General features: G+C 44.4%; 16 protein-coding genes. 6 read left to right on the forward strand and 10 right to left on the reverse strand.

Annotation, left to right across the window (positions count from 1 at the left end; genetic code table 11):
• Positions 1-4: 4 nt before the first annotated feature.
• Entirely contained in the window at positions 5-2830 is a 2826-nt protein-coding gene (locus RID53_RS23860) for an ATP-binding protein (RefSeq protein ID WP_446390473.1), read from the reverse strand.
• Positions 2831-3062: 232 nt separating this feature from the next.
• On the opposite strand from RID53_RS23860, the gene RID53_RS23865 reads away from it, so the two are divergent.
• Together RID53_RS23865 and RID53_RS23870 are read left to right on the forward strand one after the other, a co-directional pair.
• On the forward strand, positions 3063-3242 hold the full coding sequence (locus RID53_RS23865; RefSeq protein WP_446390474.1) for a hypothetical protein: 180 nt from the start codon (positions 3063-3065) through the stop codon (positions 3240-3242).
• 3 nt (positions 3243-3245) lie between these two features.
• The gene (locus RID53_RS23870) at positions 3246-3563 is read left to right on the forward strand and encodes a hypothetical protein (RefSeq protein ID WP_446390475.1); all 318 of its coding nucleotides are present in this window, start codon (positions 3246-3248) and stop codon (positions 3561-3563) included.
• Positions 3564-3818: 255 nt separating this feature from the next.
• Here RID53_RS23870 and fcl read toward each other — a convergent pair whose 3' ends face one another.
• From fcl to galE, 7 genes are all read right to left on the reverse strand, one after another.
• Positions 3819-4763 (reverse strand): GDP-L-fucose synthase, encoded by a 945-nt coding sequence (gene fcl / locus RID53_RS23875; protein ID WP_446390476.1) that lies wholly within the window; start codon positions 4761-4763, stop codon positions 3819-3821.
• 135 nt (positions 4764-4898) lie between these two features.
• A complete protein-coding gene (gene gmd, locus RID53_RS23880) occupies positions 4899-5984 on the reverse strand; it encodes a GDP-mannose 4,6-dehydratase (protein ID WP_446390477.1) in 1086 nt (361 codons plus the stop codon).
• 361 nt (positions 5985-6345) lie between these two features.
• A complete protein-coding gene (locus RID53_RS23885; protein WP_446390478.1) occupies positions 6346-7077 on the reverse strand; it encodes a sugar transferase in 732 nt (243 codons plus the stop codon).
• A 91-nt stretch (positions 7078-7168) separates the two neighbouring features.
• Entirely contained in the window at positions 7169-8305 is a 1137-nt protein-coding gene (locus RID53_RS23890; protein WP_446390479.1) for a glycosyltransferase, read from the reverse strand.
• Positions 8306-8422: 117 nt separating this feature from the next.
• Positions 8423-8869 (reverse strand): hypothetical protein, encoded by a 447-nt coding sequence (locus RID53_RS23895; RefSeq protein WP_446390480.1) that lies wholly within the window; start codon positions 8867-8869, stop codon positions 8423-8425.
• Positions 8870-8922: 53 nt separating this feature from the next.
• Entirely contained in the window at positions 8923-9405 is a 483-nt protein-coding gene (locus RID53_RS23900; protein WP_446390481.1) for a hypothetical protein, read from the reverse strand.
• Positions 9406-9489: 84 nt separating this feature from the next.
• Positions 9490-10488 carry a UDP-glucose 4-epimerase GalE gene (gene galE / locus RID53_RS23905; RefSeq protein ID WP_446390482.1) on the reverse strand — a complete coding sequence of 333 codons (999 nt, stop codon included), beginning with the start codon at positions 10486-10488 and terminating at the stop codon, positions 9490-9492.
• 330 nt (positions 10489-10818) lie between these two features.
• Here galE and RID53_RS23910 point away from each other — a divergent pair, with 330 nt between their 5' ends.
• On the forward strand, positions 10819-11796 hold the full coding sequence (locus tag RID53_RS23910) for a YdcF family protein (RefSeq protein ID WP_446390483.1): 978 nt from the start codon (positions 10819-10821) through the stop codon (positions 11794-11796).
• 353 nt (positions 11797-12149) lie between these two features.
• Positions 12150-12638: a hypothetical protein gene (locus RID53_RS23915; protein ID WP_446390484.1), complete on the forward strand. Its 489-nt coding sequence runs from the start codon at positions 12150-12152 to the stop codon at positions 12636-12638.
• 145 nt (positions 12639-12783) lie between these two features.
• Here RID53_RS23915 and RID53_RS23920 read toward each other — a convergent pair whose 3' ends face one another.
• Both RID53_RS23920 and RID53_RS23925 read right to left on the reverse strand, forming a co-directional pair.
• The gene (locus RID53_RS23920) at positions 12784-13689 is read right to left on the reverse strand and encodes a GerMN domain-containing protein (protein WP_446390485.1); all 906 of its coding nucleotides are present in this window, start codon (positions 13687-13689) and stop codon (positions 12784-12786) included.
• A gap of 173 nt (positions 13690-13862) precedes the next feature.
• Positions 13863-16661, reverse strand: a complete 2799-nt coding sequence (locus RID53_RS23925; RefSeq protein ID WP_446390486.1) for a UPF0182 family membrane protein — start codon at positions 16659-16661, stop codon at positions 13863-13865.
• A gap of 568 nt (positions 16662-17229) precedes the next feature.
• On the opposite strand from RID53_RS23925, the gene RID53_RS23930 reads away from it, so the two are divergent.
• Together RID53_RS23930 and RID53_RS23935 are read left to right on the forward strand one after the other, a co-directional pair.
• Positions 17230-18405, forward strand: coding sequence for a tetratricopeptide repeat protein (locus tag RID53_RS23930; protein WP_446390487.1), 1176 nt, complete (start codon positions 17230-17232; stop codon positions 18403-18405).
• Positions 18406-18461: 56 nt separating this feature from the next.
• Positions 18462-19772, forward strand: coding sequence for a tetratricopeptide repeat protein (locus RID53_RS23935; RefSeq protein ID WP_446390488.1), 1311 nt, complete (start codon positions 18462-18464; stop codon positions 19770-19772).
• The last annotated feature ends 10 nt before the right edge of the window (positions 19773-19782 follow it).

A 19782-nucleotide genomic window follows, 5' to 3' on the forward strand; every position in this document is an offset into this window, starting at 1 on the left:
TCAATCACTCTATTTCTCTATTCATATATTCCTGCAAAAACTCACGAATCCGTCTTTCCTGAAACTCTTTGGCAAAGTGGCGCAATTGGGTTGTAAACGGTACAAAACGCTGATTCGCTTGTTCCAGGAGAGTGGCTTGCTCTATGATACCCTTAATGTTACCTCGCATCGCTAGATCGAACAAGATTGCCAATTCTTCCGGTGGTGGGGCAATGAGGTTACTCTTCAGCAATGGTTCACTATTGCTAACTTCGGTTGTCTGACTTTTGACCTCTGACTCGTTATACACCCATTGCAAATCCAGATGAATTCTTAACTGTTCTAAAAGTTCCGAAAATCGAATCGGTTTGGGCAGAAAACCATCACATCCTGCCTGACAACTTTGCTGACGATCATACTCAAAAACACTGGCAGACATAGCAATAATTGCCACAGTTTGAAACTTGGGGTCTTGGCGTAGCTGTCTAATCGCCTCGAAACCGTCCATTACTGGCATCACTAAGTCAGTAAAAATAATATCAGGGTTCAACGTCCTGGCTTTATGTAATCCATCTTGCCCATCTGTTGCCTCAATCAGTTTAAATCCTAACGGTTCTAGGAAATCAACCACTATCGAGCGATTTGCACAGTTGTCGTCTATAACCAAAACCTTAGAAGATACCCCCTTAAATCCTGTAATTTCGTCCCAGTTACTTCGAGTAATAGTTCTCCCAGCTTGAACCTGTGGTAACCTTAAATCTAGCCAAAAAATACTCCCCTTTCCTAAAAAACTTTTAACCTGAATTTCCCCTCCCATCATTTGCACGAACCGTTGCGCGATCGCGAGTCCCAATCCCGTTCCTTCCACTTGACGAGAATGCTCACCCACTTGATGAAACGGTAGAAATATTTCAGCTACTTGTTCAGGTGTCATGCCGATGCCCGTATCTTCAATTTGAAACCGAAGTTTGGCGATTCCTGGGGAGTTTTTCGCTACAATATCCGTCCGGAGTGAATATTGAGTTAACACAGACTCTTCTCCCTGAACCTGCCCATTTTCCATCTCGGTTACATAGCCAACCTTAAACACCACGCCACCCGTTTTAGTGAACTTAATCCCATTACTCAACAAATTCAGCAACACCTGTCGCAACCGTTTCTCATCTCCCCGCACAGCTACAGGTAGTGAGGCAGAAAATTGCTCAGTAAACGCAATTCCTTTTTGGTCGGCACGAATGCGAACCAGTTCAGCAATACTTTTAAGAAATTGAGGAAAATGAAACTCACTCGGATGGAGTTCCATTTTTCGCGCTTCAATTTTAGACAGGTCTAAGATATCATTAATTAGAGTAAGCAAATGTTCACCACTGTGCTGAATAATCTCTAAACCATCTTGTTGCTTGGCACTCAGAGTTTTTTCTCGCTTGAGAATTTGAGCATAGCCCAAGATACCATTCAGGGGTGTTCTCAATTCGTGGCTCATGTTTGCTAGGAATTCACTCTTAGCGCGATTGGCAACATCAGCCACTTCCTTAGCTGTCTGTAATTCCTGAGTTCGCTGTTGAACGTTCACTTCTAAGGTGCGGGAATAGTCCTCTAACTGCTGCTTGGCGGCGGCTAAATTCGCGTTCGTGGCTAACAGCGCTTGTTCTTTTTGTCCCAGTGTGTTCATCAGTTTCTGGAACGACATTGAGAGTCTGGCTACCTCATTTTTCCCTGGTAGTACGTTGATTTTCACGTCTTTTTCACCCCGTTGCAGGCGATCGGCGATCGCCGTAATTCCCAATAGGGGGCGAGTGATACGTTCAACAAATAGCCAACTTCCACTGGCAAAGACTAAACCCAGGACTAATCCCCATAGGAAGATGCGCTGTTGGAGTTGTCTGGCGGCGGCAAAGGCAAGGGGTGTGGGTTGTCGCACCAGTACAATCCATCCTAATCCCGGATACGCCTTAAACCCGTTTGTCTTCTGAAAAGCCGTCAGGTAAGATTTGCCATCTGACCAAGTTTCCACCCCATAACCCGATTCTCCCGGTTGAGACTCCCTTAAGTTCGCCAACGCCACAGGGGACAATTGCGCCTCAGGAGAACCCACTAGCACCGTGCCATCAGCCGCTAAAATCAACAGTTCAACCTGTTCCCGTTGCTGTACAGGATCGAGTAAATTCTCCTGAACTTTTTCTGCCCATTGCCAATATAGGTGCGCCCCTAAAACCCCGCGAAATTGCCCATTATTATCCCATACAGGTGCAGCGATATCTACAAAACGCAAGGGTTGGTTTGTAGGATTAGGAAGATATTTTTCTAACAATAATGCTGGGTGAACATCACCCACAAAGGGACTGATTTTAGCCCGGTCAAACCAAGGGCGGGCTGAGACATCTTCACCGGAGAGAATACCACCCGTACTGGCAACCACTTGACCTTGGGGATCAGTTAAACCAATCCAGGCATAATCAGGGTAGGTTTCTTGTAACCTTTCCAGAAGCGATCGCTTCTCGACGTTGGTTGTGTCTGGACTGCTGAGTGTTTCTAGGGAGGCAACAATTTGAATCTCCCGGTAGCGCTCAAACATCCCTCGATCCAACAGTTCAGTGGTATTATGTACCAGCTTGGTAAAGAGTTGTCCCCGCAGCGCTTGAAGCTGATTCCCTGTGGTGTATCCTACCGCCAGACTGGTGAGGCTGGAAAAGAGTAGAGTCAGTAAGAGTAATCCCAACCCCAGTTGGGTGGGAAGTCGTCGGCGTGGATTGAAGTGGGAGGCGACAAAGCGCCAGTTTCGGGTCAGTTTAGCCAGTTTCCTGGGACGTGAACGAGGGCGAGATGAGGGATTTGGACGCAAGGGAATCATCAGGAAAGACTGATTCTATTTTCTCCAGTGTGTTCCACTAGACACAACCGTGATTTTACGGAAGTCTATCTTGAGTTCGTCTCGATTTGTTCAGGATTTAATTAAGTAGAGACGCGCCATGGCGCGTCTCTACAACTTGCCCATTAGTCAGTAGCCAATTAATTTGGGTAAGGGTTCCTCTACCTGTAAGTTCCCCTAACTGATAAACTAATAAATTTAGAGGAGAACAAAGATGAGCCAATCTCCACGCGATCGCGCTTTTGATCCGATTAGCGAAACTCGAGAATGGCATGCTGCTGCTACCCCAGAAAATGCTGAGAAGATAGCCCAAAAGCTAGGCTGGTCTAACTACTCGATCAAAAAAGCACCGAGTAGCTGGGGATTATCCTATATTGTTGTCAAGGAGGATTAATTAATGTTCAACGCCGTTTCTAGAAAGGGCTTAAAAATTAGACAGCAAACAAGTTCCGAGATAGTGCCAGGAACAATCGCTCGATATCGGGGCAGTATTGATCGTCTAAAAGAGTTCTTATTAATTCACGAAATTAACCCCGAATATACGGCGCTCAAAAATGCTGATGGTAGTCCCCAGCGTGAACATGATATGGTCAAAGCCGAAGTTCTCAAACCGGAAAATGGTTACTGCGATTACTGCCTATTTTGGGTGGAAAAGAAGCAGTTAACTCCTCTGAACGAAAAGGAGTACAGAGAGATTTTGGCACACATTATTTAGACGCCTCACTATGAATTCGTTGTCATTTGTAATTAGGGTCTGCTGAATAAGTATTTAAAAGCGAGAGGATTCTTAAAGGTTAAAACCTTGCCACGACAACTGTTCCCCGTTGCCTATTCCCTGTTGCCTTTAACCCACCATCAACAATTCATTTAGCTTACTCTTCAATCTTCGGACTAATCAAACTAACAATTGAGCACACTAAGTACCGAAGACCCGAAATATTTTGGCACACATTATTTAGTCATAATCAGACTATTTTCCTTTAATACTCTCATAGTTCTCGACAAACCACTGATAGGTCAATTCTAAACCTTTCTTTAACGAAATGTTGGGTTGCCAACCAGCGGCATTCAGTTTCGAGGTATCCAACAGTTTACGCGGTGTGCCATCGGGTTTAGAGGAATCAAATTTCAACTCACCCTCATAACCCACCACCGCTTTAATTAACATCGCCAAGTCTTTAATCGAAACCTCTTCCCCTGTCCCCACATTCAGGAATTGGATATCATCATAGTGATTCATCAGGAAAACCAAGGCATCCGCTAAGTCATCCACGTATAAAAATTCCCGCAGCGGCGAACCCGTTCCCCAAATTTCTACCGCCTCAGCATTATTAATTTTTGCTTCATGGGTTTTCCGCAATAGGGCGGGGAGAACGTGGGAATTGGCTAAATTGAAATTATCATTAAGACCATAGAGATTCGTGGGCATAGCCGAGATAAAATTTACCCCATATTGCCGACAATAATTTTCGCAAAGTTTGAGTCCGGCAATTTTGGCGATCGCATAAGGTTCATTTGTCGGTTCCAGATACCCACTGAGTAGGTGTTCTTCCTGCATCGGCTGGGGACAGTGTTTGGGATAGATACAGGATGAGCCGAGAAATAACAACTTTTCTACACCAGACAAATAGGCGCTATGAATAATATTTGATTCAATCATTAAGTTGTCGTAGAGAAACTCAGCCCGGTAGGTATTGTTGGCATTAATCCCCCCGACTTTTGCCGCCGCGATAAACACGTACTCTGGGCGTTCAGCGGCAAAGAAATCTTCTACGGCTTGCTGGCGTCTTAAATCCACCTCTTGGCTAGTTTTGAGGATAAGATTGGTATACCCGTTATCGCGTAAACATCTAACAATGGCGCTACCCACTAAGCCACGATGACCGGCTACATAAATTTTTGAGTCCTTGTTCATGGTCATATTTATTAGATACTTGAAAACACTGAATAATCCATAATTCCAGGGCGGATAATTTTGATAAATTATTGGTTACCGTATTCTCTAAGTAACTCTCGTCCGCCCTTACCAATACGTCCGTTTGACCTTGGCTCAATCAACAGGTGCGTGAGCAGCGGAATGTTCGTAAGTATTTTCTTTGTGTTTTTCAAACAGTTCTGCCCCTTCACCATTCGATGATTTGCCGAAGCTACGTAAATCGGCTTCTACCATCAGGGCGACTAACTGTTCAAACGATAAAGACGGTTGCCAATTTAGCTTTTCCTTAGCTTTTGTCGGATCACCAATGAGTAATTCGACTTCCGCAGGACGTAAATAACGTGGGTCAAACTCTACATAATCTTGCCAATTCTTACCGACACAGTTAAAGGCAATATCCAAAAATTCCCGAATTGAGTGAGTTTCACCTGTGGCGACGACGTAATCGTCGGGTTCGTCTTGTTGCAGCATCAGCCACATGGCTTGAACATAGTCTTTAGCATAGCCCCAGTCTCGCTTGGCGTCTAGATTCCCCAGATAGAGTTTTTTCTGCTGTCCCGAGACAATCCGGGCGATCGCCCGAGTAATCTTACGGGTGACAAAGGTTTCTCCCCGACGCGGCGATTCATGGTTAAATAAGATACCATTGCAACCAAATATCTCGTAAGACTCGCGATAATTCACCGTTTGCCAATGGGCATACACCTTAGCACAAGCATAAGGACTACGGGGATAAAATGGAGTAGTTTCCTTTTGGGGAACTTCCTGCACTTTACCAAACATTTCCGACGAACCCGCCTGATAGAAGCGCACATCAATACCTGTGCGATTTCGATAATCCCGAATCGCTTCCAACAGGCGCAGGGTTCCCATTCCCACCGCATCCACCGTATATTCCGGACAGTCAAAACTGACGCGAACGTGAGATTGAGCGCCCAAATTGTAAATTTCTTTGGGTCTAACTTCTTCGAGAATGCGGCGTAAGGTTACGCCATCGGTCAAGTCGCCGTAGTGCAGAAATAATCGGGCAACCTGATTATGAGGATCAACATAGATATGGTCAATGCGATCGGTGTTAAAGGTGGAAGTTCGCCGGACAATTCCGTGAACTTCGTAGCCTTTCTCCAGTAATAACTCACTTAAGTAGGAACCGTCTTGACCAGTTATACCTGTAATCAGCGCTCGTTTGGGTTGCGTCATCCTTGAATCGTCCTGTGATGCGTATGGGCAACAGTGGTTGACAAAAGTGTTAATCTCCCAACTGGATTTTGGGATCAGGGAAATTATTCCTTAGATTATCCTAAAATTCCCAGCATTGATCAACTTTCTTTTGACTCATAACCTATCAAGCCTACCATGTCGGAGTTCGATGATCTCTCTGGCGCGGTTTTGTCATCGTTGTTCCGTCCGGTGTTTGGTTTATTTCCGTCAAAACCCAGGAAAGTCCTGCCGGGAATAACATTGAACACCGAAGCCATCCCAATATTACGCTGATTTACTGCATTTGAGCCGAGAGGTTTAATTCTGAATTAATCCTCCCATGCTCCCCATGCTTAATTCGTCAGTACGCCCCATTATTTTTTGGGGAAATCATTACGCCGATTGTTTTCAACACCAGCCATAAGTCAAGCCAAAAATTTTGGAAATTCACGTAATAAACATCGATTTGTACTCGACGGTTATAGGGAATGTCATTGCGCCCTGAAACTTGCCATAGTCCAGTAATGCCTGGTTTAATTGTCAAGATTTTATCCATGTAACGCCCGTACTTATGCATTTCTTCCGGGACTAAGGGGCGAGGACCGACCACACTCATATCTCCTTTCAAAACATTCCAAAATTGCGGAAACTCATCCAGGCTCGTATATCGCAAGAATTTACCAATCCAGGTCACTCTGGGGTCTTCCTTGAGCTTGAAATTTTCTTCAAACTCACAACGAATAGAGGTTGATTCGGTCATCATTTCTAGCAATAGTTCATCTGCATTTTCCACCATGGTTCTAAATTTAATACACCGAAACGGCTGATAGTCTTTACCGATTCGCTCCTGAACATAAAAAATAGGACCCGGTGAACTGATAGCGATTAAGACCGCTAAGAGCAGGTAAATCGGGAAAAACACCGTGAGAATCGATAGGGAAAATACGACATCAAACAGCCGCTTGGCAAAAATTCCGTCTAAGCGATATCGAGACAGACCTTTGGGTCTACTGCGTGGAGCGCGGGGCTGGATACCACGCTTCACGAACGCTCGCAACGTCTTGACGGAGATAAGTTGGCTTTGGGCAGTCATCTTACTCCTTCACTTCACACCACACGTCACGATCATAAAGCCAGAAGCGGTTAGCTAAGGCAATAGCGACCAGGAAACTGGAATTTATGACTCAACATCGTGACAGGTGGTCTCGATAGCAGCCGTCCAGAAACGTCAAGTAGCGATCGCTAAACACAGTTGGCGCAAATTGAGCCGCGTTTAATTGTATCTGTTCGGGACTAAAGGCAGTGGCTCGTGCTTCAAAGACTTTCACCGCCTCCATCAAAGCCTGGGGACTTTGGTCTAGAAAAAACAGACCCGTACCCTTATCCGGATGTTTCCGGATATCCCGAACGGTTTCCAATGCCCCACCAGCACCATAGGCAATGACTGGTGTACCACAAGCTTGAGCTTCCACCAAAGCAATGCCAAAATCTTCACAGGCAGCATAGACAAAGGCTTTTGCCTGTGCCATATACTCCTCGACCACGCGATCGGGACAAAAACCCAGGACTTGCACGTTGGGTTTAGCCAGATGGCGCAGCGCCTGCAATTGCGATCCCTCGCCAATGACGACCAAAGGATATCCCAGTTGATTGAACGCCTCCACGATTAAAGTCACTTGCTTATAACTAACCAATCGAGAAACCGTCAAGTAAAAATCTGACTTTTGAGCCTGGAAAGAAAACCGTTCCGTATGAACCGGAGGGTAAATCACCTGTGCCTCTCGCCTGTAGCAACGCCAAATCCGTTGTGCGGTATGGCGGGAGTTAGCAATAAAATAATCCACTCGATTGGCTGAGATCACATCCCATTGACGCAACCGATGCAGCAGATACCGCGTGATTGACCCAGGGAGTCCCCGCCCCATAGCACTGCTGTTGAGGTAATCAAAGGTCAAATCCCAAGCGTAGCGCATCGGTGTATGGCAGTAGCAGATGTGTAGCTGTTGTGGACGGGTGAGGACACCTTTGGCAACCGCATGGGAGGAGGAGAGAATTACATCGTAATCCCGCAAATCTAGCTGTTCAATGGCTAAGGGTAGCAGGGGTAAATACTTCTGTACCCCCTTCCTCGCCCCAGGAAAATGCTGTAGAAAAGTCGTGCCAATCCGACGCTCAAACAAATAACTGTGGGGATTGGTTGATTCAAAATCAATCAAAGCATACAAATCTGCCTCAACGGACTTGAGGATTTCTCGAACCACCCGTTCAGAACCCCCCGTTGCGTTGGGCGTTAGCCACTCATGCACCAAGGCATATTTCAAGAATCGTTATCCCCCAATACAAGTCTGTTCAAATAAGCTGTAGTTTCATTTATTTTTCCCCAGCTTCCAGACGTAGCATGCTACGTCTCTACATGCTTCCCCATCTCCCCCCTATCACTATTGACCGGAGCAGTAAGCATTAAGATTATCAACTAATTGCTTTTCTGGAGTCGTTGCTTGCTGTAAACTCATCTGTGCTGTTTCCGCCCCTTGGCGGTCTTTCTGCTCAAACGCCACCGCGAAATTCCGCATCGCTTGACTCGTATCGCGATACATGTTGACAAAACTGGCTTGATAGTCTTCCAACGTCTCGTCGGTTACGTCTATCGCGTTCATTTCTTCAGAAGCCTTATCCATGACAGCCGCCGCTTGTCGCATTGCCTCAGCTTGCGGATTGTCCTCTTGAACACCACTGGTCACGACTTTGGCGTCACTGACCGCCTGATTCGCCACTTGAATCATTTGATTACACTGGGCAACCTTGCTCTGACCACAGCTTACTGCCAATAGGCTAATCACAGCCGTGACACTTAGCCGCAGGAAATTTCGCCGGGGACGATACATGAATGCTCTTAGGTTCATTGAAGAATAAGCCGTCCAACATTTTAACGCTACTCCTAGCTTACTGACTTCTGCTGGGCTTCGATGGCAGCCGCAAGGCGTTGGAGTGTTTCAGTGAGTTCTCCAAGTTCTGCGAGTGACTCATTTTGGTTTTCGGCTAAGGTTTGCACCGCATCACTCAAGGCAAAGAGTTGGTAACCCTGTTGTTGAACTTGATGCCCTTGGTGTTGCACCTGCACAGCCAACGCATCAACCCGCTTACCTAGACACTCAACCGTCTCGGTTGTGGCAAGCACCGCCTCACCAATTTGCCCAACAATGGATTCCAAACGGCTGAGTCGAGCTTCTAGGGCAAGAGTCCTTTTGTTGGTAGAGTTGAGGTTGTTTGTAGCCTTTCCAGTCTGGGTGTGTTTATTCACCGATAATTGTTTCACTGCTTCAAAAAACTTATGTGAACTCCCAGTTTCTAAGAAAATAGCAATTGTCCATACTTTACTAAGGAGGTGGGGACAATTAAAGTTAATGGTACGGATCGTCATTGGTCATTGGTCATTCGTCCTTTGTAAGGGTTTGAGGCTTGTTAACATAACTTCATAAGGTTGAGTTTATTTCCACCAACCTACTTAATGATGACGCCGTTGATGCCATTGCCAAGCATCGCTGATAATTTTACTGAGTTCCGGGTATTTGGCAGACCAACCCAAAATTTTCCTCGCCTTGTCGCTACTACCCACCAAAATTGGTGCATCACCAGGGCGGCGATCGCACTCAATGATTTTAATCTCTTTCTGGGTGACTTGCCTTGCTGTGTCAATCACCTGTCGCACCGAGAAACCATTGCCACTGCCTAAATTCAAGATTTCACTCTTGCCGCCACCTAACAAATACTCTAGCCCGAGGATATGGGCATCTGCCAAGTCGCTGACATGAATATAATCGCGCAAGCAGGTTCCGTCTGGGGTGGAGTAGTCGGTTCCCCAAATGGCAATCGAGTTCCGTTTGCCTAATGCGGTCCACAGGACTAAGGGAATCAGATGGGTTTCTGGGTAATGGTCTTCACCCAGTAGTCCTTCGGGATTCGCCCCAGCCGCGTTGAAGAAGCGAAATACAATTGAACGTAAATTGTATGCGCGATCAAAGTCCGCTAGCATCCGCTCCATCATCCACTTACTCGTCGCATAAGGATTAATCGGATTTTGCGGATGGTCTTCGGTCATGGGTACTTGCTGAGGCATCCCGTAGACGGCACAGGTGGAGGGAAACACTAAGGTTTTCACATTAGCGGCGACCATGGCTTCTAAGAGGGTCAGAGTGCCACTCACGTTATTGCGGTAGTATTTAGCCGGATAGGTAACCGACTCACCCACGGCAATATAGGCGGCAAAGTGGAGTACAGCCGCAATATTGTGGCTGGCGAAGAGTTGGTCTAACAGAGTGCGATCGCCCACGTCCCCGATCACCAATTTCGCTTTCAGGATCTCTTCGACAAACTCTCGATGTCCACAGACCAGGTTATCCAGTACAACGACGTTGTAACCTGCCCGTTGCAGGGCTAATACTGTGTGAGAGCCGATGTATCCAGCTCCGCCAGTCACTAGAATTTCCGGTTGGACTTGCGACACGCTCAAACCGTCCCTGTTTCGTTTTATAGACTAACTTTACAAATATTTTCGCTATTTGTCTTTGCTTGAATAGTAATTTGGCTCAAAACGGCTTCTCCCCCCTCTTCTCCATCGCCCCTATCCCCCCTCTCCCTCATTTCCCTCATGCTTGTGGACAATGACGAGTATAATGCCCGTGTTAGGGTTATTTGAACCATGCTCTCCCCAAGTGATACGTTACACAAAACTTGATCCCAATCCCCCCTAACTTGTTAATTGTTATTTTGAGGAGTCAGACTAACAAGTAACAATTCCTCGCTCACTATCCAAACATTACACCGTCAAAACACAATGTTTTTACTACTGACTCGAATCCTACTCTGGCTGCTGATTGCAGTTATTCTCTACAACCTGTTTAAGAAGGTAATCCCCAAGGAGTATTTTACCTTGCTTGGGGGTTTATTTCTGTTTGGCTTCATTGTTGTGGCGTTTTTCTCTCCCGGCAATGATGCAGTATCAACGATTTGGCAGGTTCTCTCGTTTTTCTTGAAACCTGTCGGTGCTTGCATCGTGCTGTTGGGTTTTGCCCTCCGCCAAGGGCTGGATAAGTCAAAGAACCAGGTTATGGCAGCCTTACTAATCTTACTCCTCGCCAGCACGCCCTTTTTCTCTAACCTGTTGGCGGCTAGCACGGAACAAACAGTGGTTACGCCTGAGTCGGCGGCGGCTCAAACCGCCTCAGCGATTGTGGTTCTTGGACAAGGAACCACCCAGCCCGATGAACCGCCTCGAACCCAAGTTCAACTCACCGATACGGGCGATCGCATTCTTTATGCCGCTCAACTGTATCGACAATCTGGCAATAACCCCTTAGTCGTGGTTAGTGCTGGTCCTCGACCTAACCTGGAAGGAAATCAAGACCAAATTGTCGAAGCCAATGATATCCGCTCCTTACTGGTTCAGTTTGGGGTTCCCCAAACTCGGATTGTGCTTGAACCCACGGGTACCAATCTCCGCACCAGCGCCGAAGAAGTTGAAGATATATTACGCGATCGCGGCATAGCAGACAATCGCGTTTTTCTGGTTACTTCAGCCTATAACAGCCGTCGTGCTCAACAGGCGTTTAGAAGTGTAGGTCTTAACAATGTTGTTGCTAAACCGACCGGCTTCTTTACCATTCAACCGGGAACAACATCCACAATCACCCAATGGATTGAATCTTTTATCCCCTCTGTAGAAGCGCTGACTGTCACGACGCGAATTGTGGAAGAGTTTTACGCCTCGATTTACTATTATTTGCGAGGTTGGCAAGCTCCCGCCGTTGTTTAACCATTTCGCGAATCTGAAAAATCTGCAAGGTGGGAACCTGTCACTTGGCTCAAGGGAACCTGGTTTGTAGGGGCGGGTTTTACCATTATTGTTACTTAGGGAGCTGCGTAAAAATAAAGTACCAGTGAGGAAAGCTGAATTCATGAACTCAGCCAAGCTTCCTTGGTACATTATTAAGTTGCAAGTCCCTTACCTTACCCAGATACAGCTAAACCCGCCCTATCTTTCCTATGATTCAAGACTTTAATCGGATAAGCTGAAAACAGCCTATAACTTCAGGTCGATGACAAGTTCAGTCAGTGAGCAAGAAACTAGAGATTCACTGTTGAATCCCTAGCTATTTCTCATCGATTATGGACAAGATAAAAGAACACAAAGACCTTTTAGAGGTTGCTGAACATTTTTTTGCCGATGGCAAATTAATGCAGGCGATTAGTTATGCTACAGCTTCTCTTGATTTGACGATAAGCGTTGCCAAAGGAACTGTTTTAGAACTAAAACACGATGAGTCTTCCAGCCTTGAAGCATTTGACGGAGTTGTTGTTCAGGATGAATTTGGCAAACAAAAAGTTAATTTTCAAGTTTCTCAAGAATTACAAAAAATGCAGGAAATTTTGTTATGCTATGCCCTAAAAATAGATTATGAAAAGTATTTTAGATATAGAACCTGGGTAGGTTATGCAGTTATCACTGGAGAAAACACGCCTGATAAAAAAGTGAAACTTTCCTTGGAACTTAATAATATAGAACAAGATCAGGCGAGAACAGCTTTAGATTACTGCCAGCAGCTTGTTCAACAAATTGAAAGCAAAATTGAGCAGTTTAAAACAAGTTTTAGTTAAAACAAAAAAGGGGAGTAGTTAACCCGGATTTAGTCTTAATAAAAGGCTAGGACAGATTGAATGGCTCTGGCGATAACGTACCAGTAATACCCCTTCTGTCTTCTGCCCTCTGGTCTCTGTCCTCTACCTTTTGCTATACCTTTAACTAACTATGGGTACAAGCATAATCTAACACTGGTTCTTGAAATCGGTCAGCTTTGAAATAGTTTTCATCCACGGATATCGTATCCGTTACTTGACCATTTTGCACATCGCCAATTTTAATTCGCGATAGTAACTCACGTTGGCAATTTCCCGAATATCTGACATATTTGCCACTGGCGTTCACATCGAAGTTAATCGCATTTCCATTACGACTAATGGTATTAATCCCGACTTCCCAAGGTTGGGGATTTACTCTACCTAATTCACCACCAGACTCGGCTGTAGTCCCAGGAACAGGTCTCCACACAACACCTTCAATAGAATTCAAGCAGGCATTTTTACCACTCATATCTTTAAAGCAGTCGCCGTTTTTGTTGAGAATAACCACTTGGTCAACACTATTAAACTGTTTGAGTGTGTTGGTTACAGCTTTTTGAATTCCCGCATCTTCACCAAGTCCAGCCGTATAGACGGTGCGACAAAACTGAAGTTGGGCAATTCCATTGGAGATATCAACAGTAAAGTTTTCACCACAGGTAGATTCGCCTCGAAAGTCAAATAAATCAGCAAATCCTTGCTCTTTTTCGGCGGATGTCGGACCTTGGACGACTTGCTCAATCGCAAATTCAGCAACATCAACGCGGGATGTGGTGCGGGTTACAGGTTCAACGTACCCTATGGTTTGATTGTTGGCGGAAGGCTTGGGTAAAAAGACTTGAATTTGTCTGGGATCATCTGGATTTTGGCTAATTGTTTGGGGTTGAGGTTGTGAGGTGGCTTCAGAGTTCTCCGGAGTGGTTACAGAGGTGCTGTGCGCTTCCCAAGCCGATGCAGTCGTGAAAGATAGCGCCAAGACAGCACTCATCAACATTGATTGGTGTTTTAAATTTATTTTATTCCTACTCATAAAATATCTAACATCATAGTTTGCCTACTATTTTTATGATCACTATTAATTCAATACGCTTCATCTTGCTAAAGTCATAGCTGGTGTAAGGCTTTTGGGTGAAGCATTCGCGATGAAAATTTGGCAGTCAATCCGAAAACTATAGGGGCGAAGGCTTCGCCCCTACGTAAGGTTTAATTTTGGTCGCCTGCTGACTTTCTCAGATTGGGTGCAGATTTTGGGGTTTGGTTCAGTTGCTGTAAGATGCTCTCCAGTTCTTGCTGATATTGACCATATTTTTGCCAATTCCCTTGACGCATGGCTTCCTGTGCTTTTTGATAGGTTTCCAAGGCGGATTGGGCAAGTTTGGACACTCCTTCTTTGGGTGGAGCAGAGGGTGGAGCCGAAGTAGGTTCTTGTACCTCGGGTTGGGTTCCACCAAAGATAGTGGCTAATGCTTCCTCTAAGGTTTCTTCCATGACTACTTCTTTCGCATACGCCACAATCACCCGCTTCAATTCGGGCAGTTCCCCTTGTTCCGCCCGCAGATAAACAGGTTCGACGTAAAGTAAAGATTGGTCAATGGGAATCACTAATAAATCGCCACGAATCACCCGTGAACCTTCCTGACTCCATAAGGTTAATTGTTGGGAGATTTGCGGATTTTGGTCAATGCGAGCTTCAATTTGAGAAGGACCATAAACCAGTTCTTGTTTCGGGAATTCGTACAAAAGTAATTTGCCGTAGTTTTCCCCATCAGAACGCGCTGCCATCCACGCAATCATGTTATCTTTATTGACGGGCGTAAAGGGCAGAATTAGAATAAATTCTTCACTCGATGCTTCGGGTAAGCGCATGATCACATAATAAGGCTGCATGATCTGCTCATTCCCTTCATAGATTTCCGTGGGAAAGCGCCACAAATCCTCCCGATTGTAAAAGACTTGGGGATTATTCATGTGGTAGGACAGATACATCTGCGCCTGAATAGTAAACAGATCCAAAGGATAGCGAAAATGCGCTTTTACATCAGTGGGAATCGCGTCGTTGGCTGTAAATAGGTTAGGGAATATTTTACGATAGGTTTGCAGTACAGGGTCATCTTCATCAACGACTAAAAACTGCATTGTGCCATTAAAGGCATCCACGACAACTTTAACCGAGTTACGAATATAATTAATATCCCCTTGAGACATTTGGGCGATATCCCCATCTTGGGATATGGCGTTCGCATTATTACTCTGGGAAACAGGTTCAGAATAGGGATAGCGATCGCTTATCGTATAGGCATCAATAATCCACTGTAATCTGCCGTTAATTAGGGTAATGTAGGGGTCTTTATCAAACCGTAAAAAAGGTGCAACTTGGCTCACCCGTTCCTGAATCGGGCGATGGTAATGAATGCGGGAGGTGTTGGTAAAGTAATTCGAGATTAAAATCTTCAGATCACCTAAATCATAAGCATAAGCTAATCGTTGCCACAGTGAAGGAATCGGTACACCCCCATTTCCTTCGTAATTCGTGAAGGCATTTTCATCACCACGGGGATAGTCAAATTCTTGAGTTGTTGTCCCGGTAAAGATATAGGTATCGGTTTCTTCTCCGTAGTAAATGGCGGATTCATCTACTTGTAGATCGACTTGAGAAACTGGCGGGATATCTTTGATAAACAGTTCGGGTAAGCCATCCTCCGTCACTATATTAACCGGACTCATCACCAAACCATAGCCATGGGTATATTTTAGCCGTTCGTTGACCCAAGTCTGAGCGCGATCGGGGACTTGGGAATACACTAATTCCCGTGGTGAAAGCATCACCTGTCGGTAATTATCGTCAATGGTGTAGCGATCAACATCGACATCCTTAAATCGATAGTAAAGGCGAATTTCTTGCAGTTGACGATAGGTACTTAATAAGGGTCGATAATCCCACAAGCGAATGTTACGAATCGTGGATTGATTTTCTTGCAAGGCTTGGCGACTTAACTGTTCTTCCGCTGGATAGTCTTGGGTGGGGACTTCATCTAAATCATAAGCCTTGCGCGTATAGGCGATATTATGTTCAATGTAGGGCTTTTCTTTTTCTAATTCATTGGGTTCGACAATAAATCGTTGTTGAAACCAGGGAAAAAGACCACTGAAGACGAGAAAAGCAATCAGATAAATCCCGATGCCATAGGTGGGTAAAGCAATATTATTTTGCCAAATGGCTAGGATAAACGATAAGCCTAGCAGAAGTGAGATAACGCTCATAATCCAAAACGCTAGACGTTGAGCATGAGCATCGGTGTACCCTGCACCATAGACGACACCATCAGCATTGTAGAGTAATTCGTAGCGTTCTAACCAAAAGCCGATCGCAATCACTAAGGCAATTCCCGCTAACAGTAAACTGAGATGGGTTTTCACATCTTTGGTTAGGAAATGTTGCCAGTAGCGATCTAACCGTATTTTGCCTTTCAATACATAAACGGTAACAGCTAGAACAAACCCCCAGCCAAAGAGAGTCAATACCCAATTTTTTAACCCTTCATAGAATGGAAACTGAAATAGGTAAAATCCAATATCCTGTTGATAAATGGGGTCAGTCAGATTAAAATCGGTGGCATTCAAATACTTTAATATCGTCTCCCAAGCCGCAGCACTGCTGGTGGCGGCGGCTAAACTAATCAGGAAGATCCCCACTAAGACAGTGGAATTGGCGATACTATCGGTATAGGGAGCTAAATCACTACCGTCTAGGAAACGAAAGGCGCGATCGCGAGTTAGACGCTGCGCCATCCAGTAGTTAAACCACAAGAATAGTCCGTAAATAATAAACGTTCCCACCCAAGCAATAATTTTCCAGGTGATCCGCGTCCAGAATACATCTGAAAAGTTAACGGAATTAAACCACCAGGCTTCAGTAAGAATGTGAACCAAGGTGTGAGAGAAAGGTAAGCCGAGGATGACGACTAAGAGAAAGCCTATGATAATTTTATTGGCTGATTTCATAATTTTTTAATTAACTCACCGGAATCCATAAGCCCTGATCCCACCCTAACACGAATGTTATGGACTAACTCTAAGTTCGTAGTTGCGCTTCAGCGCTAAAAATCCTAGCATCGCCCACGACAAACCCATACGTCAGTGCTATTCTTCTGCAACATGGGGTTTCCAACTCAAAGTCAAGGTATCAGAACTTCCCATTATAGTGAAGAGACATAATTTTTTCCTCTAACAAACGGTATAAAAAATTATTAGGGTGGTTCAGTTATCACATTTTTACACTGTGTCAGTTTTAGGAATGAAACCAAGTGACTAATCAAGTATCAATAAAAATTGTCAATTCTAGGGCAAATTGATATTTTTTATCAATAAGTTAAAAGGTTTAAGTTTAATTAAAATCAGCTAATAGTCATTGACCTACCTGCCATAATAGAGAGAGGATGTTAGTAAGAGTTCATTACAGTGATTACTGGATCGAGCTTGTTCTCATCCCTTGATGTGACCAATGCTCTTGCTATTAATACGTAAGGTATTCCTATCTCTACAGAGGAATGACCAACTTAGGGAGGAACTGATGCATATCAAATTGAATTATCTTAAGCAGGTATTAGACTATGAAAACAGGCAAAATATTGTAGGGATTCCAGATATTATTCGCCGCACGATTTACCTGTTGGGTTTATCTGCCATTTTCATCAATCCAGTTGCAGCTAGCGAAGTTCAATTTCCTAGAACTAGCTTGACCACGGCGGAGAGTTTCATCGCCCAAACTACTGCTGAGGATTTTCTCCGACGAGGAGTACAAAAATTAGAAACAGGTGACTTCAGAGAAGCAATTGAGGACTTCAATCAAGCAATCGAGTTAAATCCTAACTTGGCTAAAGCCTACAATAATCGTGGAGTGTCATATTTTTCAATCGGGAACATTAATCGTGCGATCGCGGATTTTAACCGGACACTGGAGATTAATCCTAATTATGCTATGGCATATAATAGCCGAGGATTTGCTCGTCTGCAACAGGGAAATCTTCAACAAGCCCTTTCTGACTTCAACCAAGCGATTGAACTTAAGCCTAATAATACTTTGTTTTATCAAAACAGGGCTAGTGTTCATTTAACACAGAGAAATATTCAAGGGGCGATTTCCGATTTGAACCGAGTAATCCAGCTCGATCCTAATAATGTACAAGCTTATGCTGATCGAGGAGTTGCTCGTCTGCAACAGGGTGATATTCAACAAGCCCTTTCTGACTTCAACCAAGCAATTGAGCTGGATTCTGACTTAGCGATGCCCTACAACAATCGGGGACTTATTTATCTACAACAAGGCGAACTTCAAGAGGCAATAGCTAATTTTAACCAAGCAATTGAGTTGAACGCCAACCTATTCTTAGCCTATAATAACCGAGGAAGTGCATTGTTAGAGCAGGGCAAACTCCAAGAAGCTATTGCGGATTTTAACCAAGCGATTAAGATTAATCCTAACTACGCTCAAGCCTACTCAAATCGTGGGTTTGTTCATCTGCAACAAGGAAATATTCAACAAGCTCTCACTGATCTTAACCAAGCGATTGAAATTAATCCCAACTACACCTCAGCCTATTATAGTCGAGGTCTTACCCGTATTCAATTAGGTAAAAAAGAAGAAGCGATCGCGGATTTCCAAAAGGCAGCAGATTTATCTAGACAGCAGGGTGACATGACGCTTTACCAATTGTCCCTTGACCAAATCCAGATGCTTCAGCAGTAATTGCTGCTACATTATTCGGCAATTTATATGAAATAAGTCGATATCAGGAGGAATCTATGAGACTAATTCATGCTACAATTCCTTTATTGGGTTTAACTTCTGTCCTAATCATTCCAGTTACTACTCATGCAATCCAACCTGTTCAAATTGGGTCTACCACAGTTAACCGCTACATTGCCCAAAATACGGTTGATGATTTTCTTCAACAAGCAGTAGAAAAATTAGAAAGAGGAGACTTGCGCGGAGCAATTGATGATTTCACTGAGGCGATTGCAGTTGAGCCTAATTTGGCTCCCGTCTATGATTACCGAGGATTTGCACGTTTAATATTAGGTAATCTTCAAGAGGCAATCGCTGATTTTAACACAGCAATAGAGCTTGATTCTAACTTTGCCAATGCCTATAATCATCGAGGACTTGCTTTTGATCAACTCGGAGAAGCTCAAAAATCAATTGCTGACTACACTCAGGCAATAGAACTTGATCCTAGTTTAGTTGGTGCTTATCACAATCGAGGGGTGGCTTTTGAAAAATTAGGAGAAATCCAAAAGGCAATCGCTGACTACACTCAAGCAATCGAGCTTCAGCCTAATTTCGTTAGGGCTTATAACAATCGAGGAAGCACTTATCTAAATCAGGGAGATATTGAACAAGCCATATCAGACTTCAATCAGGCAATAAATATTAATGTCAATGATGCTGATGCTTACTATAATAGAGGTATTGCTTATATTCAATATGGCAATATTGAGAAAGCCATGTCTGACTTTAATCAAGCAATACAGCTTAATCCAAATTATGGTTTAGCGTACAATAATCGCGGACTTTTGTATCGAGAACAGGGACAGCTAGAGGAAGCTTTGGCTGACTTCAGTAAGGCAATTGAGATTGAACCTAACCTAGCAATCGCCTACAGCAACCGAGGTACTATTTACCTGAAACTCATAGAAATACAGAATGCTATCCGCGACTTTACTCAAGCCATTAAACTGAACCCCAATTATGCTATGGCTTACAACAACCGGGGATTTGCATATCTGCAACGGGGAGAAATGCAGAAAGCTTTTGCCGATTTGAACCAGGCAATTGAGATTAATCCCTATCTAGCTCTCGCCTACGCAAACCGGGGACATACTCACCGAAAAACAGGAGATATTGAGAGTGCCATTGCTGACTACACTCAGGTAATTGAGATTATTCCCAATAATGCTGCCGCTTACTACCAACGGGGAACTGCCCTTGTTCAATTAGGCAACGAAGAAGAAGCGATCGCGGATTTCCAGAAAGCCGCCGATTTGTTTAGACAACAGGGTCAAATGACATTTTACCAAAATGCCCTTGACCAAATCCAGGAACTTCAGCAGTAATCCACTCTAC

It is taken from the genome of Coleofasciculus sp. B1-GNL1-01 (assembly GCF_040220235.1).
In the GTDB taxonomy this organism is placed as follows: domain Bacteria; phylum Cyanobacteriota; class Cyanobacteriia; order Cyanobacteriales; family Coleofasciculaceae; genus Coleofasciculus.